The sequence below is a fragment of the Chryseobacterium sp. ERMR1:04 genome (genome assembly GCF_001297705.1).
GTDB lineage: Bacteria > Bacteroidota > Bacteroidia > Flavobacteriales > Weeksellaceae > Chryseobacterium.
In genome coordinates this window covers 456992-480252 of the sequence record NZ_LIRF01000008.1, presented here as the reverse complement: position 1 = coordinate 480252, position 23261 = coordinate 456992, and the positions used below count along the sequence as shown (strand labels likewise).

The window sequence follows — 23261 nt, the reverse complement described above, 5'->3', positions numbered from 1 at the left end:
CCTTGGGTTTAATCCCTTAAAATGCATTGTATCTATTTGTAAATTAGTTTGGTATGATTGTTTTAAAAACAAGCATGAAATAATAATATCATTTTATGACAAAATAGTATTATATCTGACTGGTAACAAAATTTAGATTTGCTAATGTGAATTAAATCTTAAGAAAACTTTAAATTATCTGATGCATAAAGAGCAAAATATTGCTAAAAAAATAAGAAATTTTTGTATCGAATGCTAAAGTAATGTGATTGATTCTCAATTAAATCTAACTAATCTAAGCCTTATGAGAAAAGCAGTTATACCGGTTCTATTAGTTCTTTCCTTTTATTCAAATGCTCAGGAGAGGAAAACAGCCGACACCACCAAGACAACCGATATTCAGGAGGTTGTTGTCACTTCTTTGGGGATAAAAAAACAAGCCCGCTCGCTGACGTATTCTAGCCAGCAGATTGGCGGAGATGAACTGACTGCGGTAAAAACTCCCAATCTTTTAAATTCTATCAACGGAAAAGTTTCCAATGTACAGGTCAACAGAACGAACGGGGTAGGAAGTTCCGTAAGGGTGATTATGAGAGGAAACAAATCGGTATCCAACACTCAGCCACTGTATGTAATCGATGGAATTCCTATTGTGAATGGTACAGGGAAGTCTGCAGATATCGGACAATACTCCAATATGCCGGATCCCGGAGATGTACTGAGCTCAATTAACCCGGATGATATTGAAAGCATGAACTTCCTGAAAGGAGCTTCTGCTTCTGCATTGTATGGTTCTGCCGGAGGAAACGGAGCTATTTTGATTACTACAAAAAAAGGACGTGCAGGTAAAAGTACTATTACTTACAGCACCAGCCTCACAGCAGATAGAGCGTATAGCCTTCCAAAGTTGCAGCACAGTTATTTGTCTTATGACCCATCTGTTTCAGGACAGCAGCCTGGAGAATCTGTACAGAGCTGGGGTGCAAAAGGAGCATCTAAAGATTATCTTAAAGATTTTCTGCAAACAGGAACTACGTGGGTAAACAGTCTTTCTTTCCAGTCTGGGAATGAAAAATCTACCAATTATTTTTCTGTTGGGAATACCACCAATAAAGGAGTCGTTCCTATGTCATATTTTGATCAGTATAATGTCTCTTTCAGAAACTCCAGCAAGTTCATGGATGATAAGTTGACATTAGATGCCAACTTCATTGGTTCACTGCAGGAAAGTAAAAACAGACAGACTCCAGGAGCATCATTTTCGCCCTTAACAAGTTTGTACTGGTTACCAAGAGGAGTAGACTTTGATCAATATGGACCCGATAATTATTCCTATATAGATAAAACCAGATATTTACCAGCTCAGAACTGGTGGGAAATTACTCCGGAAGGAAGCTTTAAAGGAAATCCTGCAACGCAGAATCCTTATTGGATCTTAAACAGAAATCCGGTTACTGTTAGCAATAAAAATGCCTATGGAGCACTTGCGCTGTCTTATCAGATCAATCCATGGTTGTCTGCAAGAGTGAGAGGGAATTATAGCTGGAATATATCAGACAGTCAGCGTGATATTGCTGCTTTCTCAGCGAATAGTTTACTAGCTGGAGGTAAAAATGGAAGAATTCTTAAAAATGTATACGAAAACTCTTCTACTTATGGCGATGTTTTACTTATCGGTAGCCCAAAGCTAAGTGAGGATATCTCTTTAGATTTTACAGTAGGGGGAAGTATCAATACGTCACGAAATAAGATTACACAGATTGATAATGCTTATCTGGCTGCTCCTAATCTTTTTACTCTGAATAACCTTCAATGGAGTACAAACAGATCACCTGGAGATGGATATCATTACATCTATACCAATATGAAAAGACAGGTGCAGTCGGTTTTTGCAAGTGCATCTGTTGGATACAAAAATATGTTCTATGTAGACATGACCTTCAGAAATGATTGGGATTCTAGCTTAGCGCTAACCGGAAGAACCGGATTTGATTATGAATCTGTAGGTGCCAATGCTATATTATCTTCTATATTCAAACTTCCGGAAACAATTAATTTCTGGAAAATAAGAGGATCATACGCAACTGTTGGATTGGGATTGCCTGCGAATATTTCAAATTCAATGGTTGAATACAACAAAGGATATTCTTACGGAGTAGATGCAGGAACGATTGTATATCCTAAAAGCTCTTTCATTACAGATCCTAATTTTAATGAATTGTTTCCAAAACCCGAACTTAATAAAACTTTTGAAGCGGGGACAGAGCTAAGGATGTTGAAGAATAAATTAAGTTTTGATATTACCTATTATAATTCCAATACGAGTAACCAGTTGTTGGAAACCAAAATTGCTTCCAATTTAGGAGGTATTCCTACAGGATCTTATTACATTAATGCAGGAAAAATACAAAATATAGGTTTCGAGTCTTCTTTATCTTATAAAATTTTCAATACAGAAAAATTTGGTTGGACTACGGCATTGAATGGATCTGTGAATAAGAACAAGATCGTTGAGCTATTCCCATCAAGGTTGAGTATTTCAGAAGAACAACTTTTCTCATTGACTGGAGGGGGAGAGTATACAAAGCTTAAACTGGGAGGATCTTTCGGAGATCTTTACGGAATTAAATTTAAAAGAGATGACCAGGGACGTATTTTGGTGAATGAAAAAGGGATTCCATTAGCAGAAGATACTCCTTCTTATTTGGGTAACCCGAACCCTAAATTTATTTTAGGATTTAATAATACTTTTAATATTGGCAAATTAGGAATCTCTTTCCTTATTGATGGTAAATTTGGAGGTCAGGTTCTTTCTCTTACTGAGAAAGCAAATGATTTGTATGGGGTAAGTAAAGCTTCTGCTGATGCAAGAGATGCCGGAGGTGTATCTATTCCAAATGCGGTATATGCACCAGGAACTCCAAATGCAGGACAGGCTTATACCGGTTTAACAGATCCGAAAGATTACTATCAAAAAGTAGGGACTACCGAAGGATATGGAAAAGGAATTGACGAGGCTTATATGTACAGCGCTACAACGGTAAGATTACGTCAGGCTTCTATTTCATATACTTTTGATATCAAGTCAAAATACATGAGAAATGCAACGGTAAGTTTAGTGGGAACCAATTTATTTTTCTTCTATAAAAAAGCACCGTTTGACCCTGAACAAGTATCTGGAAATACACCTGGTGGGGTTGGGGTAGACGCATTCGGACTACCGGTTAACCGATCTATCGGATTATCATTAAAAGCTAACTTCTAACTTTTACAATTAAGAAAATGAAAATCAATACTATTAAAACATTGGTATTCGGTACTGTAGTGCTGTTTTCGATCTCAGGATGTACTAATGACTTTGACCAATATAATCAGGAAAAACTAGGCGGACCTGAAAATTTTTATGCAGATTTTATTGCTGTTGTTGATCCTATGAAATCTATGCAACGTGGGTTGCAGGCAGATTATCAACGATATCCTAATTTGAGTGCAGATATGTACTCTGGAATGTTCAGTACTGCAACTCCATTCAATAGTGGGGTAAATAATCTTACCTATTCTATGGTGGATGACTGGAATAATAAAATTGTTGCCAGACAGCAGGATATTTTCAATTATTCTATCATTATTGATAATGCTGCGAAAGTAATCTATGAAGGAGTAGATTTTACGGGAACATTTGCCGTTAAAAAAATTCTGAAAGTTATTACAGCAGCAAGAGTTTCAGACAATCATGGGCCCGTGGTATACAGTAAATATGAAAAGCCAAATCCTAACGGAACTACAGATTTTGACTCTCAACAAGATGCCTACAATTATTTTATTGCTGATCTTACTGTAGCGATTAATGATTTACAGAAAATAATTGCTACATCGGCTACACAAAATGTAGAAGATAAATCTTCACTAAAAAATGCTGATTTGGTATATGGTGGAGATATGGTAAAGTGGGCAAAATTTGCCAATTCTCTTAAGCTGAGATTAGCCATGAGAATGAGCTACGCTGACCCTGTGAAATCTAGACAATATGCTGAGGAAGCTCTTGCGTCGTCCGCAGGATTGATTACTGATAATGCAGATAACGCATTAATTAGTGTAGGAAGGTCAGAATTGAGTACAATCATCGAAGGGGATAGAGACTGTTTCATAGGTGCCCCTTTAATGGCTTTTATGAACGGATATAAAGATTCAAGACTTTCTGCGTATGCTCTTCCGGCAACGGACAGCAGTGTTCATGGGCAATATATAGGAATACGTCAGGGAATTGATTTGTTAAATGGTAAAGCAACCTATGGTGGATTTTCACAACCACAGGCCAAATCGGCAAACGGAGATTATTTTTCTGGAACTGATGGTAAAATGAAATTATTTACCGCAGCAGAAACCTATTTCCTGAAAGCTGAGGCCGCTCTAAGAGGGTATGCAGGAGCAGGAGATATTCAAACCAATTATGAAAACGGAGTTCGCCAATCTTTCGGTGAATGGGGAAAGAGTGCTGACGTTGATGTTTATCTTGCCAATACCACTTATACGGAAAAAGCTTATGTTGATCCAAAAAATGCAGACAATAATGTAGCTGCTGGAAACCCTCAGTTAAGTACAATTACCATTGGTTGGAATAATACAGATACAAACGAAAGAAAATTAGAAAGAATTATTACCCAGAAATGGTTGTGTCTTTATCCTAACGGACCCGAAGCTTGGGCAGAACAGAGAAGAACAGGATATCCTATTCTCTTCAAAATAAGAAAAAATGATAGTGGCGGATTGATCAGTACGGATGCTATGATCCGAAGAATTCCTTTCACTATCGAGACTAAAACATCACTTTATAATTATCAACAGGCTTTACAAACGCTTAGCGGACCAGATACCGGAGCAACTAAGCTATGGTGGGATAAGAAATAATTAATCAAAATCACTCAAAATATAGAGGCATCTTAGGAATCAGGTTTTTATTTGATACTTTCATTTCGGTTGGAGAGGTTAACCTCTTTATATAGTTTCATTTTAGCCGGGATGAAATAGTAAGATGTCTCTTTTCATTTAGTATTTTAGTTTTAAGCATGATAAAAAACAACTCAGGAAACCGTCTGGTAAACCCTATCCTCTGGATCTCGACCTTATATTTTGCAATGGGAATGCCCTTTGTAACCATTAATGCCGTATCCGGAATTATGTATAAGGATATGGGGATTTCAGATTCCAAAATTACTTTCTGGACGGCGCTTATCATGTTCTCATGGACATTAAAACCATTGTGGAGTCCTTTTCTGGAGATTTATAAAACTAAAAAATTCTTTGTTGTATTTACCCAGTTTGCCATAGGAATTCTATTTGCACTCGTTGCTTTAAGTCTTCAGTTACCCGATTTTTTTAAATACAGCATTGCACTTTTTGCAGTTGTTGCATTTTGTGGAGCAACACATGATGTGGTAGCAGATGGAACGTATATTGGTTTCCTTACCAACAAAGAACAGGCAAAATATATTGGCTGGCAGGGTGCCTTCTACAATTTGGCAAAGATTATCAGCAGTGGAGCATTGGTATATTTCGCCGGAGTTTTAGAAAAAACAAAAGGCGTTACCCATGCATGGATGCTTATTATGGGGATTTATGCATTGTTATTTTTTGCGCTCGCTGTTTATCATTATTTCATCTTGCCAAAAGAAGAGAGAGAAGTACCAAAAGAAGAAAAATCAGCTAGAAATGTCCGTAAAGAATTGTTGGAAGTTATTACCTCTTTCTTTACAAAACGAAAAATTATATGGTCTATCTTGTTCATTATCCTATATCGTTTTGCGGAAGGTTTTGCCATCAAAATTGCGCCTTTATTTTTTAAAGCGCCAAGATCTTCAGGAGGATTAGGATTATCTACCTCAGAAATAGGACTTATTTATGGGACGTATGGTTCAGCCGCATTTATTTTAGGATCTGTGCTGGCGGGATATTTTATTTCAGCCCGTGGACTAAAAAAATCGTTAATCTGGCTGTGTTGCGCTTTCAATATTCCATTCATTGTATATGCTTTATTAGCTTACTATCAGCCGGTTGATCTTTTACCGGTAGGTATTGCTGTTGTGGTAGAATACTTTGGTTATGGGTTTGGGTTTGTAGGGCTTATGCTTTATATGATGCAACAGATAGCGCCCGGAAAACATAAAACAGCCCATTATGCATTTGCCACCGGTATTATGAATCTTGGGGTGATGATTCCGGGAATGTTCAGCGGGATGATCAGCGACTGTATAGGATATAAAATGTTTTTCATCTGGGTTTTAGTAGCTACGATTCCGGCATTTTTAGTGACATTATTTGTTCCGTTCCCCTATTTGGAAAATCAAAAAGAACAAGAGATCAATCAATAAACAAAATTAAATAAAAAGTAAAAAATACTTTATGACAGCTCAATCAGTAATGATCCCTTGGCAGGATCGCCCGGAAGATAGCAATGATATTATGTGGAGGTTCTCCGAAAACCCGATCATTAACAGATATGCAATACCAACGTCGAACAGTATATTCAATAGTGCCGTAACTTCTTTTGAGGACGGATTTGCAGGCGTATTCAGATGTGATAACAAAGCCGTGCAGATGAATATTTTTGCTGGTTTCAGTAAAGATGGAATCAATTGGGAGATCAATCATGATCCTATTGAAATGAAGGCAGGCAATACTGAAATGATAGAATCCGACTACAAATATGATCCTCGTGTCACTTTTATAGAAGACCGTTATTGGATTACCTGGTGTAATGGATATAATGGACCTACCATCGGAATTGGCTATACTTTCGATTTTAAAGAGTTTTTCCAGTGTGAAAATGCTTTTCTGCCATTCAACAGAAATGGAGTGCTTTTCCCTGAAAAAATCAATGGTAAATATGCAATGTTGAGCCGTCCAAGTGATAATGGGCACACTCCTTTTGGAGATATTTACATCAGCTACAGTCCTGATATGAAATATTGGGGAGAACACCGTTGCGTAATGAAAGTAACGCCTTTTGAAGATAGTGCATGGCAATGTACCAAGATTGGTGGTGGCCCGGTTCCTATTAAAACAGAAGAAGGATGGCTGCTTTTCTATCATGGTGTAATTAATACCTGCAGAGGTTTCCGATATTCAATGGGAGCAGCATTGCTGGATCTTGAAGATCCTACCAAAGTACTGTATAGAACGAAGCCATATTTATTGGCTCCTGCAGAATCGTATGAGTTAACAGGAGATGTGCCGAATGTAGTTTTTCCTTGTGCTGCATTAACAGAAGGAGATAAAGTTTCCGTGTATTATGGCGCTGCCGATACGGTGGTGGCTATTGCCTTCGGATATATTTCAGAAATAATTGATTTTATGAAAAAGAACTCAATCTAAGTCAGTTAGAATTTTTTACGGAATATGTAGATCAACTTATTTTTTTTCGAGTAAAGATCTTTGTTTTGGTTTTCATATTTTTAGACAAATTTTTATATTAAAAAGCCCGATATACCTATCATGAAGAAAGAATTGCTTATCTATTTTTTTACCGCTCTGCTCTCTACGGGGCATGCTCAACAACAGAAGAATGATGTTCTTTCTTGGGTAGATCCGTTCATCGGAACAGGTGGCCATGGTCATACTTTTCCAGGAGCTACAACGCCATTTGGAATGATCCAGCTAAGTCCGGATCAGAATACAAAAAGTGGAGATTGGGACTGGTGTTCAGGATACCATTACAGCAGTAAGACGATTATGGGATTCAGTCATAACCACCTTAGTGGGACAGGTTGGGCAGATCTTGGAGATATTCTGGTCATGCCAACGGTGGGTGCCTTAAAGATGACGCCGGGTACAGAAGAGAATCCTGAAACAGGCTATCGCTCAAAATTCAGCCACGAAAGAGAGACTGCATCGCCGGGGTATTACTCTGTTATGCTGGACAGTTATGGAATTAAAGCAGAATTAACAACTTCTCCAAGGGTAGGTTTTCATAAATATACCTTCCCAAAAAGTGATGAATCTAATATCATTATAGATCCTACCAATAAAATCTTTGGAAATATTTATCATACGCTGGTAAGTATAGAAGGAAATAATAAAATTAAAGGATATTGCTACAGCAATGGCTGGGGAGGAAAGCGATTTGCTTATTTTGTGATGGAGTTTTCCAAACCGTTTAAATCTTATGGAGTATATGCGGAAGGAAAAATAAAAAGCAATGAAAAAATGGCTTTGGCTAAAGATGCTAAAGCGTATGTGAAATTCTCTACGGAAGACAATGAAAGTATTGAGGTGAAAGTCTCTTTATCTCCGGTAAGTACAGAAAATGCACAGGAAAATTTTGATACCGAAGCCAAAAATGTAGACTTTGCTCAAGCGAAAGAAACGGCACAGAAAACATGGAGAGATCTGATCGGTAGATTTGAAGTAACAGGTGGAACAAATGACCAGAGAAAAATCTTCTATACAGGGGTTTATCATACATTTATTGCTCCTAATCTTTATATGGATGCCAACGGAGACTATGTGGCAGCACAGGAAAATATGAATACCAAGTGGTTTACCAACTACAGTACCTATTCTTATTGGGATGGTTTTAGAGCTACCCATCCTTTGTTGACCATTATGGATCAAAAACATACGAAAGAATTTGCAAACTCTTTAATCAGCCGATATACAGACCGTAAAGATCATATGCCGATTTGGGAACTTTGTGGATACGATAATTTCTGTATGCTTGGCTATCATAGTGTATCGGTAATCTGGGATGCTATTTCTAAAGGAGTACCGGGTATTGATGAAGAAAAAGCGTTTGCAGCCATGAAAGATGCTTCTTTAACCGATAAAATGAGCAGCAGTGATGGAGGCGGAGGTCTTAATGACTATATTAAATTAGGCTATACCCCTTCAGAAAACGGAGCTTCTGTTTCTGCCACGTTGGAATATGCTTATGATGACTGGTGTATCCAGCAACTTGCAGAAAAGCTGGGCAAAAAAGACGAAGCAGAAGTGTACAGAAAGCGTTCTATGAGCTTTTTAAATACTTTTAATAAAGAAAATAATCATTTCTGGCCAAAACAGAAAAACGGTAAATTCTTACCAGATTTTGTATTGAACGACTGGAAAAAACTTCAGCCACACTGGGTTTCTGGAAATATCTGGGCGTATGATTTCTTTGTTCCTCATAAGATTGATGAAATGATGGACTTATACGGAGGAAAAAAAGGTTTCGAAAACAAATTAGATAAAACCTTTACCGAAGCCCTTAAAATGGAGGGAGAACAGCACGTAGATATTTCAGGATTCATTGGTTCTTTAGGATTTGGAGATGAGCCGGGACACCACGTTCCTTATCTTTACAACTATGTGGGAAGTCCTTACAAGACACAGAAAATGATCAAATTCATCCGTGATAATATGTATGCTGCAAAGCCTGACGGAATCGTAAACAATGAAGATTGCGGACAAATGTCGGCATGGTATATTTTCTCTTCATTAGGATTCTATCCGGTGACACCTGGTAAGCCTGTGTATGCAATCGGAGCGCCTCAGTTTCCGAAAGCTTCTCTTAAATTAGAAAATGGAAAAACTTTCACTGTCATTGCAGATAAAATTTCTGATAAAAATATCTATGTTCAGAAAATGTTCCTTAATGGTAAAGAGTATAAAAGCTGGGAACTTAATCACAGTGACATCATGAACGGAGGGGAACTGAGATTTGTGATGGGAAATAAACCTGTAAAATAAGATTAATAAAAAATAACGAAATAACGTATCAATGGAAAGGAGAAATTTTATTAAAACAAGTGCACTGGCAGGAGCCGGATTGCTGTTTACTCAAAATATTTTTGCAAAAAATCTGGTTCTGGATGGCTTCCCGATTGTTCGAGTGGCTAAGGATAAAAGACATTTTACCAGCGAATCAGTAGAAGGTGCAATTTCAGCTTTTAAAAGTAAAGTTAAAAATAAAGAATTAGCTTGGCTTTTTGAAAACTGTTTTCCAAATACATTAGATACAACTGTTTTTTATAGTGAAAATAACGGTAATCCGGATACGTACGTGATTACTGGTGATATTGATGCCATGTGGCTTAGAGACAGTTCTGCACAGGTTTTCCCTTATCTGCAGTTCTCAAAGAAAGATGAGAAACTACATAAACTGATCTCTGGAGTAATCCACAAGCAGACCACGTTTATTCTGAAAGATCCGTATGCCAATGCTTTCTACAATGATGACCAGAAAATAAGCAAGTGGAAAGAATATGATCACACCGATATGAAGCCTGGAATCCATGAGAGAAAATGGGAGATCGATTCATTGTGTTATCCTATTCGTTTAGCATATCATTTCTGGAAAACAACAGGAGATACAAAGCCTTTCGATGCCAATTGGTTACAGGGGATTAAACTTACTTTACAGACGTTTACCGAGCAGCAGAGGAAAAAAGATTTAGGACCTTATAAATTCGAGCGTACAACAGCTTGGGCTACAGATGGTGTTCCGATGGGAGGATATGGCTATCCTACAAAACCGGTTGGATTAATCAGTTCTATGTTCCGTCCAAGTGATGATGCTACTATTTATGGATTCCTGATTCCGTCTAATCTATTTGTAGTGATAAGTTTACGTCAGGCTGCAGAAATGGTTTCACAAATCAAAAATGAAAAAGCATTGGCTCAGCAGCTTAACAGCCTTGCAGATGAGGTAGAGGGCGCGATTAAGAAATATGGAATTTACGATCACCCTCAATACGGAAAAATATATGCTTTTGAAGTCAATGGCTTTGGAAGTTATAACCTGATGGATGATGCCAACTGTCCAAGCTTGCTAGGATTGCCTTATTTGGGAGCTGTGAAATCTGATGATCCTGTGTATGTTAATACCAGAAAATTTGTCTGGTCAGAAAACAACCCATTCTTTTTCAAAGGTAAATTGGCAGAAGGGATTGGAGGTCCACACATTGGTCTTGATATGATCTGGCCAATGAGTATCATTATGAAAGCGTTGACTTCCAAAGATCAAAGTGAGATTAAATGGTGTATCAACACATTACAGAAAACTCACGGAGGAACAGGTTTTATGCATGAATCTTTCAATAAGGATGATGATAAAAAATTCACCAGAGAATGGTTTGCATGGTCGAATACCTTATTTGGAGAGTTATTATGGAAAACTTTTAACGAACATCCGGAGTTATTGGCATAGCCATTTAAGAGTACATTCTTCTATTTTTCCCTTAGATGTTTTTCTGTAAAAGAATAATGTCCTGATAGAGATTTGTACAATTTTAACACCAAGAAACAATAAAACAAATTATATTATGAGAAAAAAATCCGTTTTTATTACCCTACTTGCCCTTGCCCTTCAGGGTACTTTAAAGCTTAGTGCACAGCAACTTAATCCGGTAGGAATATGCTATGTAGAAGTGAATAACAATAATATGTTGAATGCAGGGTCTTATACTTTGCAGAACAGCGGGAAACAGCTTTTTGATGTGGCCATTATTTTTGCGGCTAATATTAATTATGATGTTTCCAAGAACAGAGCGTATATCTCAAACAATAACAATGTTACCAAAGTATTGAATGATGTAAATACCTATGTAAGACCTTTGCAGCAAAAGGGAATCAAGGTATTGTTGGATCTATTAGGAAATCATCAGGGAGCTGGTATTTCGAACTTCCCGAACCGTGAAGCAGCCAAAGATTTTGCATTACAGATTGCCAATACTGTTTATACTTACGGTTTGGATGGGGTAGATCTGGATGACGAATATGCAGGCTATGGAAATAACGGAACAGGTCCTGCGAATAGCAGTTCTTTTGTTATGCTTTTGCAGGAACTTAAAAGTGCAATGCCCGATAAGTTAATCACATTTTATTATCTGGGGCCTGCCACCACAAGACAAAATTATAACGGAGATAAAGCCGGAAATTATATAGATTATAGCTGGAACCCATATTATGGTACTTACAGTGCTCCTAGTGTATCACCTCTTGATAATAGTAAGCTATCAGCGGCTGCAACGTGGATTCAAAACACGAATCCACAGTCTACTTCTGTGGCTACATTAACAAGTCTGGCAACCAATACAAAAAACGACGGGTATGGAGTATTCATGTGGTACGATCTGGGTGGAACCGATGTTGCAAGCTATCTGAGTACAGGATCAAATATTCTTTACAGTGAAAATACACAACGCAGTGGAGCTCTTTATTCGTGGTCACAAGGGCAAGCCTGTGATCCGCCACTTGGGTTGGAAATGACGAATGCTAGCGGAACTACCGCTAAGTTAAATTGGACTGCCAATGGTTCTCAAACCTATAATATCGATTATAAAGCAGCCAATTCAACGACATGGACGAATGTGGCAACCAACTATTCAGGAAGCAATGTCGTGATCAATAGCCTTACCCAGAATACAGATTATGACTGGAGAATACAATCTAACTGTTCTTCAACATTAACGAGTACTTACCTTTTTGCACCGAGGTTTAATTCTGGAAACGGATGCGCTACTCCAACTGGTTTGGTGGCATCAAATAACCTTGGTACAACTACGCAATTGTCATGGGATGCTGTGGGAACTGCTTCTACTTATACCTTACAATATAAAACGGCAGCAGCAACTACATGGAATGTGATTCCAAATATCTCAACCAATACGTATAGCCTTCAGAACCTGACGGGTAATACCAACTATGTATGGAAAGTACAATCATCTTGCGGAGGTACAAATACCAGCGTTTATTCAGCTGATACCGCATTTAACAGTGGTTTTGCACCTGTTGTAAGCCCTGGCCCAAGAGCGCTTTCTTTTAATGGAAGTACCCAATATCTTAATGCAGGACAATTTAACCTGAGTGGAAATGCATTAACCTTTGAAGGATGGGTTAAAGTAAATGCATTTAAACCGAGTTTTCCTTATATTTCATCAGTTCTAGGAATTGAAGTAGGAGATAGTAATTCGGCAATGCTACGATTTGGGGATGGTAACTTGGCTAATAACAAATTACAGTTTATATTAAGTTTTGGCTCATCTCAGGTAAAGCTTAACAGTAATACAGGCCTTAATACCAATACATGGTACCACATTGCAGCAACTTATGACGGTGCATCAATGAAGCTTTATATCAATGGCGCTTTGGATGCAAGTGCTTCTAGTTCGGGTAATTTTACAGCAAATGGTATTCTTTATATCGCTAGAAATTATGATAATTCACGAGCTTTAAATGGATCTCTGGATGAATTCAGAGTATGGAAAAAAGCATTAACCCCTCAGGAGATTTTAGATAATAAATGTAACGTTGGAGCAAGCTCAACCGGTCTTGAAGCCAACTGGAAAATGGATGAAGGCAGTGGAAACGGAGCGTTGGATGCTACTTCAAATACTCATTTTGCGAGCTTGATCAACATGTCAGATACCAATTGGAAAACGGACGTTCCTTGTACGGCTTCATTATCTACACAGGATATTAAGGATGGTGAGTTAGGTAAAGAGAACAATGTATATCCAAATCCGGTTAAAAGAGGGAATGATATTCACTTCAGAATCAATACTAATACTGCGGAAGAAATTGCTTTGTATGATGTGTCAGGAAAGCTGATTAGAAAAGAAAGTGTAAATAAAAATGATGTTATCATGAATACTCAAAATATACCAACGGGGACTTATCTTTATAAAGTAACATCAAAAAATAGCCAGATTGTATCATCCGGTAAAATAATCGTAGAATAAATGAGGGTTCAACTAAAAAGGTAAATGATTATCCACAATTTGATCTCATTGAAAAACTTTGTGGTCTTTGCGTTTAAAAAATACTAGTAAACCAGACATTTAAAAAAGTAAAACAAATTAAATAGTAAAATAGAGAGACAAAAAAGCAAAAATGAATTCCAAAAAGGATGATTATCATTCCGTGTTATTTATTTTTGCTTTTTGTTTGTCTGTTTTGAGGATATATAAATATAAAGCCTGTTCAAACTCATTTAAAAATTAAACCACAAAAGGTACAAAAGCTATTATTGAATCGTTTAAAGTTTAGCTATTTTGAAAACTTATGTGCTCTTATTAGCGGTTTAATAATTAACTTAAAAATACTGAAGTGTTAATCTTTTGTCTCTTTTGCGGTTAAAATAAAAGGTTTAAACAAGTTCATAATAAAGAACGAAATAATGCAGAATATAGTAGGAATAGATATTGGAGGATCTCATATTACGTTGGCTCAGGTTGATCCGCAGAAACGTGAAATACTGCCCTCTACTTATGGGAGAGAACATGTTGATTCTTTTGAGCCTCGTGAAATTATTTTTTCTTCATGGACGTCTGCCATTGAAAAAGTGGCTCATGATCTGAGTAGAGAACATCTTTTAATAGGGATCGCAATGCCCGGACCTTTCGATTATGAAAATGGGGTTTCTTCCATGCAGCAAGGAAAATTTATGGATATTTATCAGGTAAATATCAAAGAAGAACTGGCAAAGAGACTTTCAATTTCTTCTGATCAGATTCATTTTTTAAATGATGCCGCTGCATTTATGGAAGGAGAAGTTTTCGCAGGCTGCGCGCAAGGGTATAAAAAAGTTTTTGGAGTAACGTTGGGAACAGGTCTTGGAACCACTTTTTATAACAACGAAACTGCCACGGATGAAGATCTGTGGGATTCACCTCTCAAGGATTCTATTTGTGAAGACTATCTGGCAACAAGATGGTTTGTCAACCGGTATGCAGAATTAACAGGAGAAACCATTTCCGGAACCAAAGAATTACTGGATAAGCCTGAAGAAATACGAACCAAAATATTTGATGAATATGCAGATTCTTTTGCAGAGTTTATGATCAGATATGTAAGAAGTTATGAGCCTGAAGTTTTAGTTATAGGAGGAAATATTGCAAAAGCTTTTCCTTATTTTGAAAAAAGATTTATTTCTAATTTAAAAAAGAATAATCTTAACCTACCCATAAAAATTTCCGCTATTTTTGAAGATGCAGCCATTTTAGGAGCTGCAAGCTATGCTTTGAAAAAAGCCTGAATAAATTAATAAAATGATAATGAAGTCTTTATTTTCTACTTATTTTCTTTTACTGAGTACTTTGATTTTTAGTCAGAGCTCATCCCCGGTAGATTATGTAAATCCGCTTATGGGAACGCAATCCAAACCCTCTTTGTCGAATGGAAATACCTATCCGGCAATAGGACTTCCGTGGGGAATGAATATTTGGACGCCCCAAACGGGTAAAATGGGCGACGGATGGGCCTATAGCTATGATGCCGACAAGATAAGAGGTTTTAAACAAACGCATCAGCCATCTCCCTGGATGAATGATTACGGCGCTTTTGCGATCATGCCGGGCGTTGGTAAATTGAAATTTAAAGAAGACGACAGAGCAAGTTGGTTCAGCCATAAAGCAGAAAAGGCAACTCCTTATTTCTATAGTGTGTATTTAGCTGATATTAACGTAACCACTGAATTTACGCCTACAGAAAGAGCTTCTTTTTTTAAATTTGATTTTCCTAAAACAGATAGCGCGTATGTCGTGATTGATGCGCTGGATAAAGGTTCTTATATCAAGATTTTTCCAAAAGAAAAGAAGATCATAGGATATACCACCAAGTATGCCTCAGGAAAATATGAGAATTTTAAAAACTATTTCATTATCCAGTTTGATAAAGATTTTGACGTAACCACCGCTTGGAAGGATGATAAGTTCATCAACAATCAGCTTGAAGTTACCAGTAATCATGCAGGAGCAGTCGTTGGTTTTAAATTGAAAAACAAAGAATCGGTGTATGCAAAAGTAGCATCTTCATTCATCAGTTTTGAGCAGGCAGAAATAAATTTGAAGAGAGAAATTGGAAACAAAAGTTTCGATCAGGTAAAAACAGATGCTAAAGATATCTGGAATAAAACCTTAAATAAGATCGAGGTAAAGGGAGGAACAGATCAACAGATGAGAACCTTTTATTCCTCTTTATACAGAACCTTATTTTTTCCACAAAAACTATATGAAGTTGATGCGCAGAATAAAATAAAACACTGGAGTCCTTATAACGGGAAAATAGAAGAGGGTAGAATGTTTGCAGGAACAGGTTTTTGGGATACTTTCCGTGCATTATATCCTTTCCTGAATTTAGTGTATCCAGGCATTAATGTTGAAATGCAGGAAGGTTTGGCCAACGCTTATAAGGAAGGAGGTTTCTTACCAGAATGGAGCAGTCCCGGATATTCCAATATTATGATTGGAAACAACTCGGCTTCCGTAGTGGCAGATGCTTACATCAAAGGACTTCGTGGGTATGATACAGAAACACTTTGGCAGGCGGTAAAACATGGTGCCAATAATGAAGGCCCTATGGATGCTGTAGGACGTAGAGGAGTGGAATATTACAATCGTTTAGGATATGTGCCTTATGATGTGAAAATTAACGAAAATGCAGCCCGAACGTTGGAATATGCTTACGATGATTTCGCTATTTATCAGTTAGGAAAAGCGTTAGGGAAACCTGCTTCAGAAATTGATATTTATAAAAAAAGAGCCTATAATTATAAAAACATGTATGATCCGGAAACTGGGTTAATGCGTGGTAAAAATCAGGATGGTAAATTCCAGAAACCTTTTAATCCTTTTAAATGGGGAGATGCTTTCACAGAAGGAAATAGCTGGCATTATACCTGGTCTGTTTTTCAGGATATTGATGGTCTTGCGAAATTAATGGGAGGCAAAAAGAAATTTGAAGCAAAGCTGGATGAGGTTTTTTCTCTTCCACCGGTTTTTGATGACAGTTATTATGGAGGCGTAATTCATGAGATCCGTGAAATGCAGATCATGAATATGGGACAATATGCCCACGGAAACCAGCCCATTCAGCATATGATTTATTTATATAATTATTCAGGATCGCCTTATAAAACTCAATATTGGGCAAGAGAGGTGATGAATAAACTATATCAGCCAACACCAGACGGCTATTGTGGAGATGAAGATAACGGGCAGACTTCTGCATGGTATGTTTTCTCTGCGTTAGGTTTCTATCCGGTAACTCCGGCCACAGATCAGTATGTTTTAGGGGCACCCTTATTTAAAGAGGCTACGATTCATCTTGAAAACGGAAAGAAAATAGAAATAAAGGCGCCACAAAATAGTGCTGAAAATCTATATGTAAAATCATTGAATATAAATCAGAAACCTTATTCTAAAAACTGGCTGAGTCATAAAGAATTGATGACAGGAGCTGTTCTGGACTTCCAAATGGATAGTAAGCCAAACAAAGAAAGAGGTGCACAGGAAAAGGATTTTCCGTATTCAATGTCAAAAGAATAATCATTTAATAATAATTTTTTAACCTATAAATACAACTGTAATGAGTGCAGAAAAGAAAGAAATATTTGATAGAGTAGAAGAAATGTTGGGAACACAGGGTTTTAACATTGCCGCAAAGGATGATACAAGACCTTGGGGTGGCTTTTTTGTGATTGATGAAAACCAGGCACAGGATTTTGCGAACCAATATTTTGATGGAATTGATGTAGAAAGTTTAAAAATTGGAGGAAAGCTAAGCCCGAAAATCTTATTGGTAGCTCCGGATGCAAGACTAAGCTGGCAGTATCACCACCGTAGAGCAGAAATCTGGCAGGTAGTAGAAGGGACGGTTGGAATTAAAAGAAGCAATACCGATGAAGAAGGCGAGTTGAAAGAATTCGGTCCAAAAGATCAAATCAAGCTTCAGCAAGGAGAGAGACACAGACTAATTGGTTTACAGGGTTGGGGTGTAGTTGCCGAGATCTGGCAGCATACTGATGCTTCTAGCCCTTCTGACGAAGACGATATCGTGAGAGTGCAGGATGATTTTGGAAGGTAATTCTAAACTAAAATATACATCAGCCTCTGTTCATCATTTCTCTATTGTAGAGCGTGGCGAGCAGAGGCTTTTTTTAAGATTAAACCGTATGAAAAAATATATTTTATGCTTTTGGATAGGGATTCTGTTTGTGGTAAATACTCAGGCACAAACGTTTTCATCACCCAATGGTCAATTAAAATTAAATTTTACCATTGAAGAAGGGGGAAGTCCCTATTATTCTTTAGGCTATAAAGATAAAAGTGTAATAAAAAACAGTAAGTTAGGATTTACGATAAAGCCTTCCTACTCTTATGATTCTGAATTTAAGGTAGAAAATATTGATTATGCTTCTTTTAATAAAAATTGGACCCCGGTTTGGGGACCCAACAAAGAAGTAAATAATCACTACAACGAAATGTTGGTGCATTTAGTTCAACAGAAAACAGGCTGGAAGCTGGATGTCAGATTTAGACTTTTTGATGATGGATTGGGCTTTCGATATGAATTTCCCATCCAATCTGAATTAAGACATTTTACGATTAACAATGAAACAACGAGTTTTAATCTAGGGAAAGACTATAAAGCTTTTTGGATTCCTGCGGATTATGACACCAATGAATTTCCGGTGTCGACCTCTCAATTATCTGAAGTTTCGAAACTTATTGATCATGCTAGAAAAGAATCTTTAGCCGCAAAAGCGCCAAGTAAAAGCCTTGCGGTACAGACCCCATTGATGTTGAAATCTCAGGACGGTCTTTATATCAATATTCATGAGGCAGCTTTGGTTAATTTTCCCGCCATGAGCCTTACTCTTGATGAGAAAAATTTTATTTTGTCATCTAATCTTACACCGGATAAAAACGGAGATCGAGGCTTTATTCAAACAGGATCCGTGAGTCCTTGGCGCACCATGATTATCAGTGATGATGCTAGAAAAATTTTGTCTTCTAATCTTGTGGTTAACCTTAATGAGCCAAGCAAAATTGAAGATACATCCTGGATAAAACCGATTAAATATATTGGCGTTTGGTGGGAATATTTTACAGGAGGAGGGTCTACTTGGGCGTACTCAAATAATCAGGATATTAGAATAGGAAAAACGGACTACACGACTTTACCACCCAATGGCACTCATGGAGCCAATACCAAACATGTAAAAGAATATATAGATTTCGCGGCAGAAAACGGATTTGATGCTGTATTGGTAGAAGGCTGGAATGAAGGCTGGGAAGATAACCAAGCGTACAGGAAAGAACATATTTATAGCTTTACGAAAGCATATCCGGATTTCGATGTAAAGGAGCTTCAGGCATATGCAAAAAGTAAAAACGTAAAAATCATCATGCATCACGAAACCACATCTTCTGTTGTAGACTATGAAAGACAGCTTAATGATGGTTTTAAGTTTATGAAAGACAATGGTTATGATGCGGTGAAAACGGGATATGTAGGACCTATTATTCCCCGAAGTGAATATCATGACGGGCAATGGATGGTGAATCATTATCAATATGTTGTGGAAACAGCTGCCCGATATCATATCATGGTCAATTCACACGAAGCCGTGCGCCCAACGGGCTTATATAGAACTTTCCCCAACTGGATTGCTCAGGAATCTGCAAGAGGAACTGAGTTTGAATCTTTTAGTGGAAACAAGCCCGATCATACAACCATTTTACCGTTTACCCGACTGATAGGAGGTCCTATGGATTATACACCGGGAATATTTGAAGGAGATTTATCCGTTTACGGCAATAATAAAGCGCAGTTAAGTACAACGCTTACCAAACAATTGGCTCTTTACATCACGATGTATAGCCCTCTTCAGATGGCAGCAGATTTAATTGAAAACTATAAAAAATATCCTGATGCTTTTCAGTTTATTAAGGATGTGGCTGTAGATTGGGATTCTTCCTATATTCTTGAAGCAGAGCCTGGAGACTATGTTACCATTGCAAGAAAAGCAAAAAATAAGAAAGAATGGTTTGTGGGAAGTATTACAGATGAGAACCCAAGAGAAGCAATCGTAGATTTATCGTTTTTGCCTAAAGGAGAAAAATTTGAAGCAACCCTATATAAAGATGGAAAACAGGCAAGCTGGAATCATAATCCTAAGAGCTATGAGATCTCTAAGCAACAGGTGAAATCGAACCAAACATTAAAAATTAAAGTAGCTCCCGGAGGAGGTTTTGCTATAAGTATTAAAGCTTTGAAATAATAAAAAGGGATTATTATTTCAGGACTAAACAATGCCATAAAAATAAAACCAGCTCCAATTTTTGGAGCTGGTTTTTATATTAAAATATTTATTTCTAGAAAGTTACATCTAATCCAACATAGAAATTAGCTTTCATAATTGGGGCATACACCATTCCGCCATCAAAGTAATTACCGAAAGGATTTCTAAAATCTACAATCGCATTTTTCTGGTAATAAGACGTTAAATTCTCACCGCCAACATACGCTCTGATCTTTTTATTGAAATTTCTTGAAACCTGAGCATTCAGCACCGCATAAGATTCTGAATAAGTGGGCAATTGAAATTCTTCAGGATTGCTTGATGTGTTAGGAAGTCTTTGCTTTCCAACCCAGTTTAAGGTTGTATCAAAACTCCAGAATGCACCTTTATCATTTTTGTTGGTTGAATAGGCAAGGTTTACAAAACCTCTGTGCTTGGCCATGAAAGGAATTTCTCTTCTTCCATCCAGATAATCAGCCTGAACATCATAATATTTATATGCTAATCTTACATCAAAGTTTTTGAAAGGCGTAAAATCCCATTGCGTTTGAAAGGAGTTCGCAAAAGATTTACCTTCTAGGTTATAGAAAGTCAATTGTTGAGGAGAACGGTCTAGATCTACCAAAACTTGATTCTGGAAATCTGTTCTAAAGAAATCTGCAATAATCGAAGATTTTCTTCCAAAGATCTTGAATTCCTGTTGTAAACTGATTCCGTAATTCCAAGCAATTTCAGGCTTTAAACCATAGATACTTCCATTATTTTGTAAGATCTGAATATTTCTGTTAGAAGCAAAATATTGTTGATTTTCAGCAAAAACATTGGCGGTTCTAAAACCTCTTCCTGCAGAAAGTCTCAAAATAGTCTGTGGAGTGAAATCATATTTAAAATTCAATCTCGGCGTAAACTGAGTTCCTGCCAAATTGTGGAAATCTGCTCTGGCTCCAGCGACTAAAGTATATTTTAATCCGGTCAACGTATATTCAGCAAAAATTCCCGGAACAATTTCGTTTCTTTTGAAATTATCTGTCAAATATGTTTCATCATAACCATCATACATAAAACTTGCACCCGCTTTATATTTGTGATTGGTATTTCCTAAAATACTTTCAAAAATTAAATTTGAGTAATACGTCTGCTGCTTTCCTGAATAATTTCTAAGACCGAAAAAGCTGTCCTGCTGATGATAAACATATTGGTTCATCCAGCCTAAACTTTGGTAAGGTTTACCTTTAAAAACATATCCTGTTTTGTTCCAAACCTGAAATCTTGAGATGTCAATTCCAACCCCGTAAGCGGTTTGCTTATCCTGAGGCAGTTGTTTGTTGAAATCTGTTTGTCCTGCCGTTCTTTCGTCTTTGATGAAGTTAATTCCAAAATGTGAACCGAAACCTGACTTTTCTAAATCGTTATAGTTCAGCAAATAAGCCGTGTTGATCTGCGTTCCTTTTGGACGGTCAAGAAAACCGTCTTTATTCATATCGGTATTACCGAAAGTTCCGTTTCCATGAAGCAAAAACGTTTGAGACCATTTTTCATTAATCTTGGAAACGTTGGTAATATTGGCTTCGGCTCTTCCATTAAAATCAGAAAAAAGATTTAATGAAGTTTCAGGTTCTTTAGCGTTTTTTAAAAGCTCTGTATTAATTTGTCCTGTGATACTTTCATATCCGTTGGTAACGGTGCTTCCTCCTTTGGTTAATTGGATGCTTTCGATCCATCTTCCGGGAATAAAGCTTAATCCATAGGCAGAGGCTAATCCTCTGATTTCAGGTAATAATTCTTTAGTTAAACTTGTGTATTTTTGGTCTAAGCCTAACATTTTCAATTGTTTTGTTCCCGTAACCGCATTGCTGAAAGAAACATCAACCGTTGCATTGGTTTCAAAACTTTCAGACAAATTACAACAAGCTGCTTTTAATAATTCTTTTTTATCGATATTAAAAACCAATCCTGCTTCTTTCTTGCTTAAAGAAGTTGCTGTTTTCCCTCCTGTCAGAACAACGCCTTCAATGCTTTTTTCACGATTGTCATGACCTTCATGGCTTTCGTTTGAAGCGTTTGCATCCTTGTGTTCTGAATGGTCAGACGTTGTACCTTCTTCATAATGTACATTAGGATTCTTTTCTCCTAAGGCGATTTCTCTGTCGTACAAACAACATCCGGGAAGATTTTTATAGGTGGCATCTGATGATTTATATTTTTCATTATCATGACCCACATCTGCAATTTTCTTTAAAATTTTATCTGCTGAGGTTTTTGATGAATCAAAATCTAAGGTAACGGTTTGCTTTTCTGCATTCCAGTCTGCGGAATTGGCACCCGCCTCTTTTGCTGCTTTTTCGATTCTTGCTTTACAAGACGCACAGTTTCCTTTTACATAAAATTCATTTTCTTTTTTATGCTGATGATCGTGCGCTTCTACGGCAGTTGGTTGAAGGTTTCTGTCATAATGACAACATCCCGGAAGACTTTCATACGTCTCATTCGATGCTTTGAATTTTTCATTGTCGTGTCCTGCTCCGGCTACTTTCTTCAAGATCTCATCCGTTGAAACAGTACTGTCTGTTTCTAAGGTTAAGGTTTGGGATTCAATAGAATAACGGGCTTCTTTTGCACCTGCCTTTTTAGCGGTTGTTTCTATTCTTTCCTTACACATTTCGCAGTTTCCTTTTACTTTGAATTGGCTTTTAGAAAGATTTTGAGCAAAAATAATTTGGGTAAATAGTAAGAATGCACCAAGAATTATCTTGGAAATATATAATTTCATTTGTTTAAAATTTAGATTAATTAAAAAATCGGTCCATTATAGAATAATGAACTGGTTGATATGTAATTAACCTAGTTTGGGCGGTTGCCAAATATCTTTTAAACCATCTGAAACATAAGGATCAGAATATTGAAATGGTAAATTTTGGGTAAGATTAAAATGAGATAGATCTAAAGACAATAAAGATTTAGAAGGGGTAATTTCTAAAAATGGAGCGCAAGAGATGCACAACGTACAGCAATCATCATTACAAGATGATTTACTTTCTTTAGAGTGATGGTCTTTTGATGAACTGTGGTGGTTTTTGCAGCAATCGTCTGATTTTGACTCTTTTTTGCAGCAAGTTTCCTGTGAAGCCTGAGCATAGAAGTTATCCTTGGGAATTAAAAAAATTCCCAAGCAGAAAATGATCGTCAAAATCTGAACTAGTTTCACGATTGCAAATTTACAAAA

At 37.1% G+C, this 23261-nt stretch carries 13 protein-coding genes; 11 read left to right on the top strand and 2 right to left on the bottom strand.

Annotated features, from left to right (window positions below):
• The first annotated feature begins 283 nt into the window (after nt 1-283).
• From AMQ68_RS19375 to AMQ68_RS19325, 11 genes are all read left to right on the top strand, one after another.
• The gene (locus tag AMQ68_RS19375) at nt 284-3244 is read left to right on the top strand and encodes a SusC/RagA family TonB-linked outer membrane protein (RefSeq protein WP_082384230.1); all 2961 of its coding nucleotides are present in this window, start codon (nt 284-286) and stop codon (nt 3242-3244) included.
• Between the two features lie 17 nt (nt 3245-3261).
• Nucleotides 3262-4887: a SusD/RagB family nutrient-binding outer membrane lipoprotein gene (locus AMQ68_RS19370; RefSeq protein ID WP_054512247.1), complete on the top strand. Its 1626-nt coding sequence runs from the start codon at nt 3262-3264 to the stop codon at nt 4885-4887.
• A gap of 158 nt (nt 4888-5045) precedes the next feature.
• Nucleotides 5046-6347, top strand: a complete 1302-nt coding sequence (locus AMQ68_RS19365; protein ID WP_054512246.1) for an MFS transporter — start codon at nt 5046-5048, stop codon at nt 6345-6347.
• Between the two features lie 31 nt (nt 6348-6378).
• Nucleotides 6379-7350 carry a glycoside hydrolase family 130 protein gene (locus AMQ68_RS19360; protein ID WP_054512245.1) on the top strand — a complete coding sequence of 324 codons (972 nt, stop codon included), beginning with the start codon at nt 6379-6381 and terminating at the stop codon, nt 7348-7350.
• A 120-nt stretch (nt 7351-7470) separates the two neighbouring features.
• On the top strand, nt 7471-9702 hold the full coding sequence (locus AMQ68_RS19355) for a GH92 family glycosyl hydrolase (RefSeq protein ID WP_071254917.1): 2232 nt from the start codon (nt 7471-7473) through the stop codon (nt 9700-9702).
• Nucleotides 9703-9733: 31 nt separating this feature from the next.
• The gene (locus AMQ68_RS19350; protein ID WP_054512243.1) at nt 9734-11161 is read left to right on the top strand and encodes a glycoside hydrolase family 125 protein; all 1428 of its coding nucleotides are present in this window, start codon (nt 9734-9736) and stop codon (nt 11159-11161) included.
• A gap of 115 nt (nt 11162-11276) precedes the next feature.
• A complete protein-coding gene (locus AMQ68_RS19345) occupies nt 11277-13694 on the top strand; it encodes an endo-beta-N-acetylglucosaminidase H (RefSeq protein ID WP_054512242.1) in 2418 nt (805 codons plus the stop codon).
• A 437-nt stretch (nt 13695-14131) separates the two neighbouring features.
• The gene (locus AMQ68_RS19340) at nt 14132-14989 is read left to right on the top strand and encodes an ROK family protein (RefSeq protein WP_054512241.1); all 858 of its coding nucleotides are present in this window, start codon (nt 14132-14134) and stop codon (nt 14987-14989) included.
• Nucleotides 14990-15008: 19 nt separating this feature from the next.
• Nucleotides 15009-17279, top strand: coding sequence for a GH92 family glycosyl hydrolase (locus tag AMQ68_RS19335; RefSeq protein ID WP_054512240.1), 2271 nt, complete (start codon nt 15009-15011; stop codon nt 17277-17279).
• Nucleotides 17280-17319: 40 nt separating this feature from the next.
• Nucleotides 17320-17817: a phosphoheptose isomerase gene (locus AMQ68_RS19330; RefSeq protein WP_054512239.1), complete on the top strand. Its 498-nt coding sequence runs from the start codon at nt 17320-17322 to the stop codon at nt 17815-17817.
• 88 nt (nt 17818-17905) lie between these two features.
• Nucleotides 17906-20017 carry a glycoside hydrolase family 97 protein gene (locus tag AMQ68_RS19325; protein ID WP_054512866.1) on the top strand — a complete coding sequence of 704 codons (2112 nt, stop codon included), beginning with the start codon at nt 17906-17908 and terminating at the stop codon, nt 20015-20017.
• Nucleotides 20018-20111: 94 nt separating this feature from the next.
• Here AMQ68_RS19325 and AMQ68_RS19320 read toward each other — a convergent pair whose 3' ends face one another.
• Complete coding sequence (locus AMQ68_RS19320) at nt 20112-22808, bottom strand: TonB-dependent receptor (RefSeq protein WP_054512238.1); 2697 nt, start codon at nt 22806-22808, stop codon at nt 20112-20114.
• Between the two features lie 66 nt (nt 22809-22874).
• Nucleotides 22875-23243 carry a hypothetical protein gene (locus AMQ68_RS19315; RefSeq protein WP_054512237.1) on the bottom strand — a complete coding sequence of 123 codons (369 nt, stop codon included), beginning with the start codon at nt 23241-23243 and terminating at the stop codon, nt 22875-22877.
• Nucleotides 23244-23261: the final 18 nt, after the last annotated feature.